This window comes from Nocardioides piscis (assembly GCF_011300215.1).
Classification (GTDB): domain Bacteria; phylum Actinomycetota; class Actinomycetes; order Propionibacteriales; family Nocardioidaceae; genus Nocardioides; species Nocardioides piscis.
The window spans coordinates 1,698,794-1,713,842 of sequence record NZ_CP049866.1 but is presented as its reverse complement, the minus strand read 5'-3'; the positions used below and the strand labels follow the sequence as shown (position 1 = coordinate 1,713,842).

Annotated in this window: 8 protein-coding genes and 2 pseudogenes; 2 read left to right on the top strand and 8 right to left on the bottom strand. The window is 69.9% G+C overall.

The annotated features are described in order from the left end of the window. Positions 1-9 precede the first annotated feature (9 nt). Entirely contained in the window at positions 10-2,157 is a 2,148-nt protein-coding gene (locus tag G7071_RS08470) for an MMPL family transporter (RefSeq protein WP_166317354.1), read from the top strand. A gap of 48 nt (positions 2,158-2,205) precedes the next feature. Continuing rightward, positions 2,206-4,766 (top strand): annotated as a pseudogene (locus G7071_RS08465) (bifunctional FO biosynthesis protein CofGH). Here the strand turns inward: G7071_RS08465 and G7071_RS08460 are convergent. The 8 genes and pseudogenes from G7071_RS08460 to G7071_RS08430 form a co-directional block, all read right to left on the bottom strand. Then, entirely contained in the window at positions 4,763-6,262 is a 1,500-nt protein-coding gene (locus tag G7071_RS08460) for an arylsulfotransferase family protein (protein WP_166317351.1), read from the bottom strand. The pseudogene G7071_RS08465 and the gene G7071_RS08460 overlap by 4 nt on opposite strands. A 29-nt stretch (positions 6,263-6,291) precedes the next feature. After that, positions 6,292-7,005, bottom strand: coding sequence for a type 1 periplasmic-binding domain-containing protein (locus tag G7071_RS08455; protein WP_166317348.1), 714 nt, complete (start codon positions 7,003-7,005; stop codon positions 6,292-6,294). Beyond that, positions 7,002-8,576, bottom strand: a complete 1,575-nt coding sequence (gene guaA / locus G7071_RS08450) for a glutamine-hydrolyzing GMP synthase (protein ID WP_206062950.1) — start codon at positions 8,574-8,576, stop codon at positions 7,002-7,004. The genes G7071_RS08455 and guaA overlap by 4 nt, the downstream gene beginning before the upstream one ends. Before the next feature lie 232 nt (positions 8,577-8,808). After that, positions 8,809-10,521, bottom strand: a complete 1,713-nt coding sequence (locus tag G7071_RS08445) for a GMC family oxidoreductase N-terminal domain-containing protein (RefSeq protein WP_166317342.1) — start codon at positions 10,519-10,521, stop codon at positions 8,809-8,811. After that, on the bottom strand, positions 10,518-12,134 hold the full coding sequence (locus tag G7071_RS08440) for a succinic semialdehyde dehydrogenase (protein ID WP_166317339.1): 1,617 nt from the start codon (positions 12,132-12,134) through the stop codon (positions 10,518-10,520). Before G7071_RS08440 ends, G7071_RS08445 begins: the two co-directional genes overlap by 4 nt. Positions 12,135-12,233: 99 nt before the next feature. Then, the gene (locus G7071_RS19155) at positions 12,234-12,779 is read right to left on the bottom strand and encodes a glycerol-3-phosphate dehydrogenase C-terminal domain-containing protein (RefSeq protein ID WP_246210629.1); all 546 of its coding nucleotides are present in this window, start codon (positions 12,777-12,779) and stop codon (positions 12,234-12,236) included. Between the two features lie 66 nt (positions 12,780-12,845). Then, positions 12,846-13,891: pseudogene (locus tag G7071_RS19835) on the bottom strand (glycerol-3-phosphate dehydrogenase/oxidase); the annotation flags it as partial. Between the two features lie 44 nt (positions 13,892-13,935). Beyond that, the gene (locus G7071_RS08430; protein WP_166317336.1) at positions 13,936-15,042 is read right to left on the bottom strand and encodes a GuaB3 family IMP dehydrogenase-related protein; all 1,107 of its coding nucleotides are present in this window, start codon (positions 15,040-15,042) and stop codon (positions 13,936-13,938) included. Between the last annotated feature and the right edge of the window lie 7 nt (positions 15,043-15,049).

Here is a 15,049-nt window from a genome sequence, read left to right as displayed (position 1 = left end):
AATACGTTCATGAATCGCCGACTCGCCGGTGCGCTGACCGGTCGTGCCACCAAGTGGGCCGTGCTCATCGTCTGGCTGCTGATCGCTGCCGGCTCTGCCGGTTTCGCGGCCAAGCTGACCGACGTCCAGAACAACGAGGCGTCCTCCTGGCTGCCCGAGTCGGCCGAGTCGACGCGCGCACTCGCAAAGCTCGCTCCCTTCCAGGATCCTGACTCGATCCCCACACTGGTGGTCTATGAGCGGGCAGGGGGCCTGACCGAGGACGACCTGGCGGCGATCGAGGTCGATGCCTCCGAGTTCGCTGAGCTGGAGGGCGTCGCCGCTCCGGTCGAGGGACGCTTGCCACCGATCGTCAGCCCGGCGTTGGCGGCACAGGCCGGATTCCCGGCAGTCTCCGAGGACGGTGAGGTCGCCCAGACCCAGATCACCTTCGATCTCGGTTCCGAGGGTTGGGAGAAGCTCCCCGACATCGCCGACGAACTGCGCGAGATCGCGGCCATCGACGGGGGTCAGGTCTACATCGCCGGCACCGGTGGCCAGGCGTCCGACTCCGCCGAGGCGTTCGGCGGGATCGACAGCACCCTGCTCTTCGCGACCCTCAGCGTCGTCATCATCATCCTGCTCTTCACCTATCGCAGTCCGGTGCTGTGGGTGCTGCCCATCATCTGTGCCGGTGTGTCCCTCTTCTCGGCCCAGGCCCTGATCTACTTCCTTGCCAAGTACGCCGATCTCACCGTCAACGGACAGTCGCAGGCGATCCTGACCATCCTGGTCATCGGCGCCGGCACCGACTACGCGCTGCTGCTGGTGGCTCGCTATCGAGAGGAGCTCCGGCGTCACGAAGACCGGCACGAGGCGATGTCCTTCGCTCTGCATCGTGCGGCGCCAGCGATCCTGGCCAGCGCCTCAACGGTGGTGCTGGGCATGTTGTGCCTGCTCTTCGCCGACATGAACTCCACGGCCGGCCTCGGGCCAGTCGCGGCCATCGGCATCACCGTCACCTTCGTGGTGATGGTCACGCTGCTGCCGGCCCTGCTGGTCATCGCCGGTCGCTGGGTCTTCTGGCCGCGCCGCGCCACCTTCGGCTCAGCCGAGCCCACCCAGTCAGGCATCTGGGCCAAGGTCGGCCGGGCCATCGCTCCACGGCCGCGTCCGGTGTGGGTCGGGACGACCATCCTGCTCGCCGTCGCCTGCCTGGGCCTGCTCACCCTCGACACCAACGGCCTGACGAGCGAGGAGACCTACACCACCGAGTTCGAATCGGTCACGGGCCAGCAAGCGCTCGTCGACCACGGACTGGTCGACCAGTCCAACAAGGTGCTGATCGTGGCCAACGCCGACCAGGCCGACGCCGTCCGCGACGCTGCCACCGGGATCGAGGGCGTCGAGGAACCGTCCCCGCCGGTGTCCAAGGACGGCGTGGCGTTCATCGAGGCCACGATCGATGACGACCCGTCCACCCGAGCAGCCTTCGAGACCGTCGAGAGGGTGCGGACGGCTGTCCACGACGTCGACGGTGCCGACGCCCTCGTCGGTGGTGGTTCGGCGTTCTTCCTCGACACCCTGAACGCCTCCGAGCGCGACAGCATCGTCATCATCCCGATCATCCTGGTGGTGGTGCTGCTGATCCTGATGGCGCTGCTGCGCTCGATCCTCGCGCCGCTGATCCTGATCGCCACCGTCGTGCTGTCGTTCGGCGCAGCCCTCGGCCTGTCCTCGTTGCTCTTCAAGTACGTCTTCGGGTTTGCCGGTGCCGACCCGAGCTTCCCCCTCTTCGCCTTCGTCTTCCTGGTCGCGCTGGGCATCGACTACAACATCTTCCTGATGACGCGCGTGCGTGAGGAGACGATGCACCTGGGCACTCGGAGGGGCTCGCTCGTGGCGCTCACCTCCACCGGTGGTGTCATCACCAGCGCGGGCCTGGTGCTGGCGGCGACCTTCCTCGTGCTCGGGACCATCCCATTGGTGTTCCTGGTCGAGCTGGGCGTGGCAGTGGCACTCGGCGTCATCCTCGACACGATGATCGTCCGCTCGGTGCTGGTCACGGCGATCAACATGGACCTCGGCGGCAAGATCTGGTGGCCGAGCAAGCTCGACCGCGACGACCACCGCCTCACGCCCGAGGAGATCGAGGCACCCATCGAGACCGTCCACTGACCCGGACGCGACGCCACGCTGCTGGGCACGGCTGGAAGGATGGTGCGCATGACGACGGTCACGCCTGCCCAGATCCGCCGGGCGCTCGCGCGCGCCGAGCGGGGGGTGGCCCTCGACCTGGAGGAGGCCACCGCCCTCCTCGCGGCGAGCGGGGACGCGCTCGACCGGCTGTGCGCGGTGGCTGCCCGCGTCCGCGACGCCGGTCTGGTGGCTGCGGGCCGGCCGGGAGTGGTGACCTACTCCCCCAAGGTGTTCATCCCCGTCACCCGCCTGTGCCGCGACCGGTGCCACTACTGCACGTTCGTCGAGACCCCGGCGCAGGCCGCGCGGGAGGGGCGAGCGCCATACCTCTCCCCCGACGAGATCCTCACGATCGCCCGGGACGGCGCCGAGCTGGGCTGCCTGGAGGCGCTCTTCACCCTCGGCGACCGGCCGGAGGATCGCTGGCCCGAGGCGCGGGAGTGGCTCGACGAGCAGGGCTATGACTCGACCCTGGCCTATGTCCGGGCGATGGCGATCCGGGTGCTCGAGGAGACCGGCCTGCTTCCCCACCTCAACCCGGGCGTCATGTCCTGGGAGGAGATGACGCGCCTCAAGCCCGTCTCGCCCTCGATGGGGATGATGCTCGAGACGACGTCACGGCGGCTCTTCGAGACCCGGGGCGAGGCCCACCACGGTTCCCCCGACAAGGACCCCGCCGTGCGTTTGCGGGTGCTCGAGGACGCCGGCCGGCTCTCGATCCCCTTCACCACCGGGCTGCTCGTCGGGATCGGGGAGACGCTGGCCGAGCGGGCGGAGACGATCTTCGAGCTGCGGCGGATCGCCCGGCTCTATGGCGGCATCCAGGAGGTGATCGTCCAGAACTTCCGCTCCAAGCCCGACACCGCGATGCGCCACGCCAACGACCTCGGCCTCGACGAATATCGCGCCGCCATCGCCGTCTCGCGGGTCGTGCTCGGCCCGACCGTGCGGGTCCAGGCGCCGCCCAACCTGGTGGACGCGGGCGAGTGCCATGCGCTGCTCGACGCGGGCGTCGACGACTGGGGCGGCGTCTCGCCGCTGACCCCCGACCACGTCAACCCGAGCGCCCCTGGCCCTCGATCGACCGGCTTCGCGCCGTCACCGCCGACGCCGGCTTCGAGCTCGCACCCCGCCTCACCGTTCACCCGCACTACGTGCGACAGCGCGTCCCGTGGCTCGACCCACGCCTCGACGCCCACGTTGACGCATTGGCGCAGCCCGACGGCCTCGCGCGCCCCGGCGTACGCCCTGCGGGCCTGCCGTGGCAGGAGCCCGATCCCGTCCTCGACGGAGCGGGCCGGACCGACCTCAACACCACCATCGACACGCAGGGCCGCACCCACGACCGGCGTGAGGACTTCGACAGCGTCTATGGCGACTGGGCGGCGCTTCGCGATGTCGCGGCGGGGATATCCATGGGCGAAACCGGCCTCCGAGCGGCCTCGACACCCCGCGATCTCCCATGGATATCGGGTGAGTCGGGTGATGGCCACGCTGCGCTCACGGCTGCCGAGACCGACCCGGGGGGCCTCTCCGACGAGCACGCCCTGACGCTGATGACCGCCGAGGGCGACCTGTTGGAGCACGTGTGCCGACTCGCCGACGACCTCCGCAAGGACGCCGTGGGCGACGAGGTGACCTACGTCGTCAACCGCAACATCAACTTCACCAACATCTGCTACGTCGGCTGCCGCTTCTGCGCCTTCGCGCAGCGCAAGACCGACGCCGACGCCTTCTCCCTCTCCCTCGACCAGGTCGCCGACCGCGCCGAGGAGGCCTGGCAGCTCGGCGCCACCGAGGTCTGCATGCAGGGCGGGATCGACCCCGAGCTGCCCGCGAGCGCCTACTTCGACCTCGTCGCCGCCGTGAAGCAGCGGGTGCCCGACATGCACGTGCACGCCTTCAGCCCGATGGAGATCGTGAGCGGCGCAGCGCGCACCGGCCTGTCGGTGGAGGACTTCCTGATCAAGGCGCGCGAGGCCGGCCTCGACACCATCCCCGGCACTGCCGCCGAGATCCTCGACGACGAGGTCCGCTGGCTGCTGACCAAGGGCAAGCTCCCCGCCAGGACGTGGATCGAGGTCGTCACCACCGCGCATCGCGTCGGGCTCCGGTCCAGCTCGACGATGATGTACGGCCACGTCGACAACCCGCGCCACTGGGTGCAGCACCTGCGGGTGCTGCGACGGATCCAGGCCGAGACGGGCGGATTCACCGAGTTCGTGCCGCTGCCGTTCGTGCACACCAGCTCGCCGATCTACCTCGCCGGTGTCGCCCGCCCCGGGCCGACGCTGCGCGACAACCTCGCCGTCCACGCACTCGCCCGGATCATGCTCCACGGTCGCACCGAGGACGGCGGCATCCCCAACATCCAGACCAGCTGGGTCAAGCTCGGGGTCGAGGGCACGCGCGCCATGCTCCGGGCCGGCGCGAACGACGTCGGCGGGACCTTGATGGAGGAGACCATCTCCCGGATGGCGGGCAGTGAGCACGGCTCGGCAAAGACGGTCGCTGAGCTCGCCGAGATCGGCGCCGGCATCGGGCGGCCCGTGATCGAGCGCACGACGACCTATGGTCGCCCGGCCTAGCTCCCGACGACGCGCGAGGTCCCCAGCACCCGACCCCGACCATCGAGCGCCTCGGCCCGCACGAAGCGCTCACCCGAGAGCGGCGCCGAGGTCTCGAACCCCGCCCGTGGCACGGTCGCGACCTCGGCCAGCCCGTTCGCAGACGAACCGGCCAGGAAACGCCAGCTGACGACGTCAGTGGCACCGTTCCACGAGGCGTGTGCCGACCCGTCCGGGCCGAGGGCCAGATCGGGGACGGTCGTGGGTCGACCGCGCCACGGTGAGCGGTAGGAGCGGTAGGAGCCCAGGCCGAGGCCGCCCAGCTCGAAGACCACCTCGCCGGACTCGTCGAACTCGGTGGCGTAGGGGTCCATCCCCCAGCCGACGAGGACGTGGCCGTCGTCGAGGTAGTGGGCGTTGCCCATCGCATAGCCGTAGCGGTCCTCGTGGCGCAGCGCCTGGACGAGGCGCACGGTCATGGCCGTCTCGTCGACCTCGAGGCGCAGGGCGGCCGAGACCGACTCCGTCTCCTCCTTGCGGTCATGGTTGTCATAGATCGTCAGGGTGCCGTCGGGCTGGCGCCGGAGATCGTGCTGCCAGCCGAACGACGCCTCCTCGGGGACCTCGAAGTCGCTCCGCTTGCCGCCCATCCGCCACCTCAGCTCGCCGGTGACGCGGTCGATCTTGTAGAGGGCGCCCGTGTGCCGACAGCACAGGAGCAGTCCGTCACCGTCCTCGGCGACCGAGTTGATGTGGATCGGGTCGAAGGGCGCCTCGGGGCTGCCGGTGTCCTCGATCTCGTCGTAGGTCTCCTCGAGGTCGATGTGGTCGAGGCCCTCCCAGTCCAGCAGGACCTCTCCGGTCTCGACGTCGACCTCCTGGACCCGGGCACCCCAGACATACCCGTCAGCCGGGCCGCCGATCGGCGTCAGGTCGAGCGGCAGGGTCGGGTAGGAGGTCAGCAGCGCCGTGCCGCGTGAGGTCAGCTGGAACTCGTGGAGGTCGGAGAGGACACCGTTGCCGCAGCGCACCTCGGCGACGAGCTGATAGGACTCGTCGAGGATCACGCCCTTGCCGTTGCCGGTCCCCTGCTTGATCTCGCCGGTCCAGTAGGTCAGCACCGGCCGGCCGCGATAGGTCTGGACCCGCAGGTCGGTGGCGGCGTTGCCGTCGGGCTCGATCCAGACCGGGGAGCCGTCGTCGTCATAGATCACTGCACGGAAGGCCGGACTGCGCGGAGTCGTCAGCAGCAGGCCAGCCGAGGTGGTCGCGCCGTCCTTGCGCCACACGGTGGTCTGGGGAGCAGTGAGCTGGGTGCTGACGAAGCGTTGCGTCGGGGGCGGGGGCGGGGTGGTCGGGGCTGCTGGCTCTTCCTTGGCCGACTCGTCGCCGTCCTGGGAGGAGACCGCCCAACCCGTGCCGACGGCCGCGGCCCCCAGCGCAGCACCGGCACCGAACTTCAGGACGTCGCGTCGACCGGGTCGCGGACCGCTGGTTGGCTCATCGGGTGGGGTCACCCTCGACAACCTAGCCAGCGCGGAGCCTTCTAGACCAGACCGAACCGGGTGCAGCGCTCCAGGGTCTGCCCTGAACACAGGTCGTCGAGGCTCATGGCACCCGTCGCCACCACGACGCTCGTCAGGTCGTTGACCGTGACCTCCACCGGCTCGAACAGCCACGACGGCACGCCCTCGTGGTCGGTGCTCTCGCCGACCGGCTGACCCGCGAGCTCACCCACCGCGACGTCGGCGGCCTGGTCGCTCATCTCGGTCGCCGGCAGGTGCGTGAACGAGTCGCGGTCCCCTGAGATGACCTCGCGGGCAGCCTCGAGGTCGGTGTCCACGCCCGTGGTCGGCGATGGCGCCGTGGCGACCCCGACGAACCAGTCCGCTCCGGGGACGAGGGTGCCGTAGGCCAGCACAGGGACCTCGCTGCGCGCCACGAGCTCCTCGGCCGCCTCGGGTTCGACCGGGTCCAGGACGACGATGTCGGCGCTGGCCCCCACGGCCTGGTCGAGCTGGTCGTCCTGGGTCTGTTGATCGCCGGCGGCGTCGAAGACCTCGACCTGGCAACCGTCGCACCTCTGCTCGAGGCGCTCCCGGAGACCGTCGGCGTCGAGGGGCTGCTGGAGCTGCGACTCGGCATCGGCCGCGAGCACCGCGACGACGGTGGGGTCCACCGCCGAGCAGCCGCTGAGGGCGGCAGCGACCAGCAGGACTGCTCCGCCGAGCGACCTGCCGACGAGGCGGCCTCGCCTCACTCCCATTCGATCGTGCCCGGGGGCTTGGAGGTGATGTCGATCGTGACCCGGTTGATGTCGGCGACCTCGTTGGTGATCCGGGTCGAGATGCGCTCCATCACGTCATAGGGCAGCCGGGCCCAGTCGGCGGTCATCGCGTCCTCGGACGTGACGGGTCGCAGGACGACCGGGTGACCATAGGTGCGCCCATCACCTTGTACGCCGACGGATCGGACATCGGCGAGCAGCACGACCGGCATCTGCCAGATCTCCCGGTCGAGCCCGGCGCGGGTGAGCTCCTCGCGAGCGATCGCGTCGGCCTCCCGGAGCAGGTCGAGCCGGGCCTTGGTGACCTCGCCGATGATCCGGATCCCCAGCCCGGGGCCCGGGAACGGCTGGCGCCAGACCATGGTCGAGGGCAGGCCGAGCTGCTCGCCGACGGCGCGCACCTCGTCCTTGAACAACGTTCGCAGCGGCTCGACGAGCTCGAACTGCAGGTCGTCGGGCAGGCCGCCGACGTTGTGGTGCGACTTGATGGTCGAGGTGCCGGCACCGCCGCCCGACTCGACGACGTCGGGATAGAGGGTGCCCTGGACGAGCCACGCCGTGGCATCCCCGCCGGCCAGGCCGCCGAAGACGCGCACCTCGGCCGCCTCGAAGGTCCGGATGAACTCGCGCCCGATGATCTTGCGCTTCTCCTCGGGGTCGTGGATCCCCGCGAGCGCGTCGAGGAACTGGTCCTCGGCGTCGACCACGTCGAGGGCGGAGAAGACCTCCTCGAAGTCGCGGCGGACCTGCTCGGTCTCGCCCTTGCGCATCATCCCGTGGTCGACGTAGACGCAGGTGAGCCGGTCGCCGATGGCCCGCTGCACGATCGCTGCGGCCACGGCGGAGTCGACCCCGCCGGAGAGCGCGCAGATGGCGCGGCCGTCGTCGCCGATCTGCTCGCGGATGCGCTCGACCTGCTCCTCGACGATGTTGACCATCGTCCAGGTCTGGCGGCAGCCCGCGATCTCGTGGAGGAAGTGCTCCAGGACCAGCTGGCCGTGCTCGGTGTGCAGCACCTCGGGGTGCCACTGCACCCCGGCGAGGCCCTGGTCGACGTTCTCGAAGGCGGCGACCGGGGTGACGTCGGTCGAGGCCAGGACGGTGAAGCCGGCTGGTGCCGCCGCCACCGAGTCGCCGTGGGACATCCAGACGCGGTGCGACTCGGGGACCCCGGCGAGCAGGGTGCCGGGGGTGGTGACGGTGACGGGGGTGCGGCCGTACTCACGCGCTCCCGTGTGGGCGACCTCGCCGCCCAGCCCCTTGGCCATCAGCTGGAAGCCGTAGCACATCCCGAAGACGGGAACGCCCGCCGTGAACACCGACGTGTCGATGCCGGGGGCGTCCTCGGCATACACCGAGGAGGGGCCGCCGCTGAGGATGATCGCCTTGGGCTTGCGGGCCAGCATGTCGGCCACGGGCATCGAGTGCGGAACGATCTCGGAATAGACGCGAGCCTCGCGAACCCGCCGCGCGATGAGCTGGGCGTACTGGGCTCCGAAGTCGACGACGAGGACGAGATCGTGGTCGGCGGGGGGTGTCGTCACGACAGGTGAGTCTAGGCGACCCCCGACCCCGGGGCTGGCCCGGCACAAATAGGCACAGGGCCCGACCGGGGAGGGAGTGTGGTCGGGCCCTGATCGCCCGAGCGACTGCAGAACAGCGCTCTGAGCATCGGACCTGGCCTCTGGGAGGGAGAAAACACTGCCGGGTCCGTCACTGGTGCAAACGAACACTCCCATGAGGAGTTACGCGCTCGCAGCAGAAACTTCGAATTGTCTAGCTCACCCCCACGATGGGCAGCCGCAGCGCCGCCGGCGCCTCCTGCGGCACCACGGGGCGGGCCGGGGGCACGGGGGCCACCTGCTCGTATGCCGACCCGAGCTCGGGCCTCGTGTCGGGCTCGCCCTTGTTGGGCCAGAACGCCATCGCCCGCTCGGCCTGGGCCGTGATCGTCAGCGACGGGTTGACCCCCAGGTTGGCCGAGATCGCCGACCCGTCGACGATGTGGAGCCCCGGGTGGCCGTACATCCGCTGATAGGGGTCCACGACGCCGGTCTGGGGGCTGTCACCGATCGTGCATCCCCCGATGAAGTGCGCGGTCAGGGGCCGTTCGAAGGGCTCACCGATGTTGCCGCCGGGCTCGCCACCGATGACCCGCGCCATCCGGCGGACCGCGTCATAGGCGACGGGGATGTAGGTGGGGTTGGGCAGGCCGTGACCCTGCTTGCTGCTCATCCGCCAGCTGAGTCGGCCCTTGACCCCGATGGTGGTGATGGAGTTGTCGAAGGTCTGCATCACCAGCGCGATGACGGTGCGCTCCGACCAGTGCTTCATGTCGTAGAGGTCGAGGACCTGCTTGCGCTTGGCCCACATCTCCTTGCCCCAGGTCTTGAGCCGGGACTCGCCGGGGATCTCGTCCGCGAGCACGGTCTGCATGAACGCCATCGCGTTGGAGCCCTTGCCGTAGCGCACCGGCTCGATGTGGGTGTGCTCGTCGGGGTGGAAGGAGGACGTGATCGCCACGCCCTGGGTGTAGTCGGTGGTCAGGTCGGGTGCCAGCGCGCCGAGGATCGCCTCGGAGTTGGTGCGGGTCAGCACCCCGAGCCGGTCGGAGACGTGGGGCAGGTCGCCCTCGCCCTTGAGCTGGTGGAGGAGCTTCTGGGTGCCGAGGGCGGCCGCGGAGAACACGACCTGACCGGCGGTAAAGCTCTTCGTCGCCGTACGCCGCGACATCTTGGCCTTGGTCCAGCGAGCCTCGACGGTGTAGCCGCCGCCGTCGCGGGGCCTGACCCGGGTGACGGTGGTGAGCGGGTGGACGACGGCGCCCGCCTGCTCGGCGAGGTAGAGGTAGTTCTTGACCAGGGTGTTCTTGGCGTTGTGCCGGCACCCGGTCATGCACTCGCCGCAGCCGATGCAGGCGTTGCGCTCGGGGCCGGCACCACCGAAGTAGGGGTCGGCGTGTGCTGTGCCCTGCTGGTCGGCCTGGCCGAAGAAGACGCCGACCGGAGTCGGGTGGAACGTGTTCTCCACCCCCATCTCGGCGGCCACCTGGCGCATCACCTCGTCGGAGGGGGTGTGCCAGGGGGTCTCGGTGACGCCCAGCATCCGCTTGGCCTGGTCGTAGTAGGGCGCCAGCTCGGACTTCCAGTCGGTGATGTGCGCCCACGACGGATCGCGGTAGAAGGCGTCGAGGGGCTCGTAGAGGGTGTTGGCATAGACCAGCGAGCCGCCGCCCACCCCGGCGCCGGCCAGGATCAGGCAGTCCTTGACCATGTCGATGCGCTGGATGCCGTAGAGCCCCAGGGCCGGCGCGAACAGGAAGCGCTTGGCATCGAACGAGGTGGCGGGATAGTCGGCGTCCTCGAAGCGGGCCCCCGCCTCCAGGACCCCCACGCGGTAGCCCTTCTCGGTCAGCCGCAGCGCGGTCACCGAGCCACCGAAGCCGGACCCGATGACCAGGACGTCGTAGTCGAGCTGCTCGGTGCTCATGGGCGACCCATCTTCTTGAGCAGACGCAGGTTGAGCGTCATCATCTTGGCGTAGCCCGAGTCCGACATCCCGAACATCGGCGCGAACCTGATCCCGCGCTGGGTGGCGACCGACTGGGTCTCGGTGTAGCGGTGGATCCCCTCGCTGCCCTGGCGCCGGCCCATGCCCGACTGGCGCATGCCGCCCATCGGGGCGTCGATGCTGGCGAAGGTGGCCCCGAAGGCCTCGTTGACGTTGACCGTGCCGCACTTGATCTGGCGCGCGATGGCCCGGCCGCGGTCGCCGTCCTGGGTGTAGATCGAGGCGTTCAGGCCGTAGTCGCCCGCGTTGGCCCGCGCGACGGCGTCTGCCTCGTCGTGGAAGCGGTAGAGCGCGACCACCGGACCGAAGGTCTCGTCGCCGAAGCAGGTCATCTCGGGGGTGACGCCCTCGAGGATCGTCGGCTCGAAGAAGTAGGGACCCAGATCGGGCCGGGCCCGGCCGCCGGCCAGCACCCGCGCTCCCTTGGCGACCGCGTCGTCGAGGTGTGCCTGCACCGTGTCGAGCTGGTCCTGGGAGATCAGGCTGCCCATGTCGGTGCCCCACTCCAGCGAGGCGCCGAGCGTCATCGCCTGGGTGCGGGCGACGAAGCGCTCGACGAACCGGTCATAGACCTGGTCGGCGACGAACATCCGCTCGGTCGAGACGCAGAGCTGGCCGGCGTTGGAGAAGCAGGCCCGGACCGCGCCCTCGGCCGCCTTCTCGAGGCTGGCGTCGCGCAGGATCAGGATGGGGTTCTTGCCGCCGAGCTCGAGCGAGGCGCCGATCAGCCGGTCGGCGCACTGCTTGGCGATCAGCTTGCCGGTCGCCGTGGAGCCGGTGAAGCAGATGTAGTCGGAGCCCGTGATCAGCGGCGGGCCGATGTCGCGACCGGGGCCGGCGACCACGTTCCACACACCCTCGGGCAGTCCCGCCTCCTCGAGCAGCTGTGCACCGAGCAGGGCCGAGAGCATCGTCTGGGCGTCCGGCTTCGCCACCACGGTGTTGCCGGCGAGCAGGGCCGGGAGACCGTCGCAGACCGCCATCGTGAAGGGGTAGTTCCACGGCGAGATGATGCCGACGACGCCCTTGGGCACGTGGTTGACCTCGACCCTCGTCAGGCCCGGCACCACACCGATCCGACGCTCGGTGTCGAGGTGCTGGTGGGCGGTGCGCGCGTAGTAGCGGGCGGTCATCGCCACGTGCATCGGCTCGTCGAAGGCGTGCTTGCGGGCCTTGCCCGACTCGAGCACGATCAGGTCGATGATCTCGTCCTGGCGGTCGAGCACGAGGTCGTGGAACCGCAGCAGGATCGCGGCCCGCTCGTCGAGCGAGGTCGCGGCCCACGCGGCCTGGGCGCGCCGGGCGCGGGTCGAGGCCTCGAGGACGTCGTCGGTGCTCGACTGCGGGATCCGGGCCAGCGGCTGGCCGTTGAGCGGCGACTCCACCGGGACCCTCGCCCCCGTCGTGCTCACGATCCGACGCGTCAGGTTATCGACATACGCAGGCTCGAGGGCCAGGCTCGCTCGAGGGTCGTGCTCGGGGTCGAAGGGACCGTCGACAAGGTGGCCGGAGGCCGGGGTGGGCTCGCTCATCCTGCGAGCCTAGGCGGCCATGCCACGCCACGCCATGGATCGCTCGGGCCATCCCGAGTCTTGACACACTCAAGACGTTTGTAAAACGCCGATTCCAGGTCACACGATGTCGGTGACCTGCACCCTCGCCTCGTCGGCCTCCTGGTCGGTGATCTTCAGCTGGGACTGCCGTTCGGCCTCGACGCGCCGCAGGTAGTGGTCGACCTCCTCGGCGACCCTCTCCTCGTCCCAGCCGAGGGCCTCGGCCATCAGGAGCGCGGCCGGGCGAGCGGAGGCGACCCCACGGTCGAAGGTCTCGATGGAGATGCGGGTGCGTCGCGTCAGCACGTCGTCGAGGTGTCGGGCGCCTTCGTGGGAGACGGCATAGACGACTTCGGCAGCGAGATAGAGGGGCGCTCCCTCGAGCGGTCGGGCCAGTTCCGGCCGATCGCGCACCAGGGCGAGCACCTCGTCGACGAGCCCGCCGTAGCGACCCAGCAGGTGGTCGATCATCCCGATGCCGATGCCTGACTCGCGCGAGAGCGCGACCCGCTGGTTGGTGCGCGCCTCATGTCCCCAGGCACCGAGCAGCGGCACCCGCTCGGTGATGCTCTCCGGAGCCCGCTCGAAGTCACGGATGGCGTGGTCGACCGCGTCCTTGGCCATCACGCGGTAGGTCGTGAGCTTGCCGCCGGCGACCAGCACCAGGCCCGGCACCGGGTTGGCGACCGTGTGCTCGCGCGAGAGCTTCGTCGTCTCTCCCTGCTCGCCCTTGCGGACCACAGGCTTGAGCAGCGGCCGGAGGCCGGCATAGACCCCCACCACGTCGCGGTGGTCCAGCGGGTCCTTGAGCAGCGTGTTGACGTGCCCGAGGAGGTAGTCGATGTCGGTCTTGCTGGCCGCCGGGTGGGCCAGGTCGAGGTCCCAAGGGGTGTCGGTCGTGCCGATGATCCAGAAGGCGCCCCAGGGGATGACGAAGAGCACGGACTTCTCGGTCTTGGCGATGAAGCCGCAGTCGGAGCGGATGCGGTCGCGCGGCACCACCAGGTGGATGCCCTTGCTGGCCGCGACGTCGAGGGTGGCGTCTCCGCCGATCAGCTCCTGCACCTGGTCGGTCCACACCCCGGCGGCGTTGATCACGACCCTGGCCCGGACCTCGAAGTCGACCTCTTCCTCGAGGTCACGAGCCGTCACGCCGACGATCTGGTCTCCCTCGCGGAGGAAGCCGGTGACCTTGGTGCGCGTCGCCACGTGGGCACCGTTGTTGGCCGCCGTGCGCGCGATCGTCATCACCAGGCGCGCGTCGTCGACCTGGCAGTCGTAGTAGCGGATCGCACCGTGGAGGTCCTCGGTGCGCAGGTCGGGGCCATCCTGGCCAGCTGCTTGCGGAAGACGTGCTTGTGCTTGGGCACGCCCATGTCGTACTTGCCGGTCATGGCCATCACGTCGTAGAGCGCCACACCCGAGCCGACGTAGGGCCGCTCCCACGCGTGCTTGAGCGGATAGAGGAACGGCACCGGTCGCACCAGGTGGGGGGCCAGCCGGGTGAGGAGGAGCCCTCGCTCCTCCAGCGCCTCCTTGACCAGGGCGAAGTCGAGCATCTCGAGATAGCGCAGGCCGCCGTGCACCAGCTTGGAGCTGCGCGACGACGTGCCGGACGCGAGGTCGCGCTGCTCGAGCAGGCCGACGCCCAACCCTCGGGTCACCGCGTCGAGTGCGGCGCCTGCCCCGACGATGCCGCCACCCACGACGAGGACGTCGAGCTCGGTCGCGCGCATCGCCTCGATGGCGCTCGCGCGGTGGTCGGGGCTGAGTTGGTAGGTCACCCGATCACGACCTCCACCCGCTGGAACTCCTTGATGTCGGTGTAGCCGGTGGTCGCCATCGAGCGGCGCAGCGCGCCGATCAGGTTCATGGTGCCGTCGGCGACCCGGGAGGGGCCGAAGAGGATCTCGGTCATCGTCCCGACCGGTCCGAACTCGACCCGCTCGCCGCGCGGCAGGTCAGGGTGGTGGGCCTCGCCGCCCCAGTGGAAGCCGCGGCCCGGCGCGTCGGTGGCCCGCGCCAGGGGCGAGCCGACCATGACCGCGTCGGCGCCGCAGGCGATGGCCTTGGAGATGTCACCCGAGCGGCCGATCGAGCCGTCGGCGATGACGTGGACATAACGCCCACCGGACTCGTCGAGATAGTCGCGTCGTGCGGCGGCGACGTCAGCCACCGCGGAGGCCATGGGTACGGCGACGCCGAGCACCGTCCGCGTCGTGTGGGCCGCTCCCCCACCGAACCCGACCAGCACGCCCGCAGCGCCGGTGCGCATCAGGTGCAGGGCCGCCTGGTAGGTCGCACAACCGCCCACGATGACCGGGACGTCGAGCTCATAGATGAACTCCTTGAGGTTGAGCGGCTCGCTCTGCGAGGAGACGTGCTCGGCGCTGACGGTCGTGCCCCGGATGACGAACATGTCGACGCCGGCGTCCACCACGGCCTTGGCGAACTCCTTGGTGCGCTGCGGCGAGAGCGACCCGGCGACGGTGACCCCGGCCTCACGCACCTCCTTGAGGCGGGCGGTGATCAGCTCGGCCTTGATCGGCTCGGCATAGATCTCCTGCATCCGCCGGGTCGCGTCGGGGCCGCGGAGCCCACTGACCTCCTCGAGGAGGTCGGACGGGTCGTCATAGCGCGTCCAGAGACCTTCGAGGTTGAGGACCCCCAGGCCGCCGAACTTGCCGAAGGCGATCGCCGTCGCCGGCGACATCACCGAGTCCATGGGCGCTCCCATGACCGGGATCTCGAAGCGATAGGCGTCGATCTGCCAGGCGACGCTCACCTCCTCGGGGTCGCGCGTGCGCCGCGAGGGCACGATGGCGATGTCGTCGAATGAGTAGGCGCGACGGGCGCGCTTGGCCCGGCCGATCTCGATCTCAGTCACTGGCGCA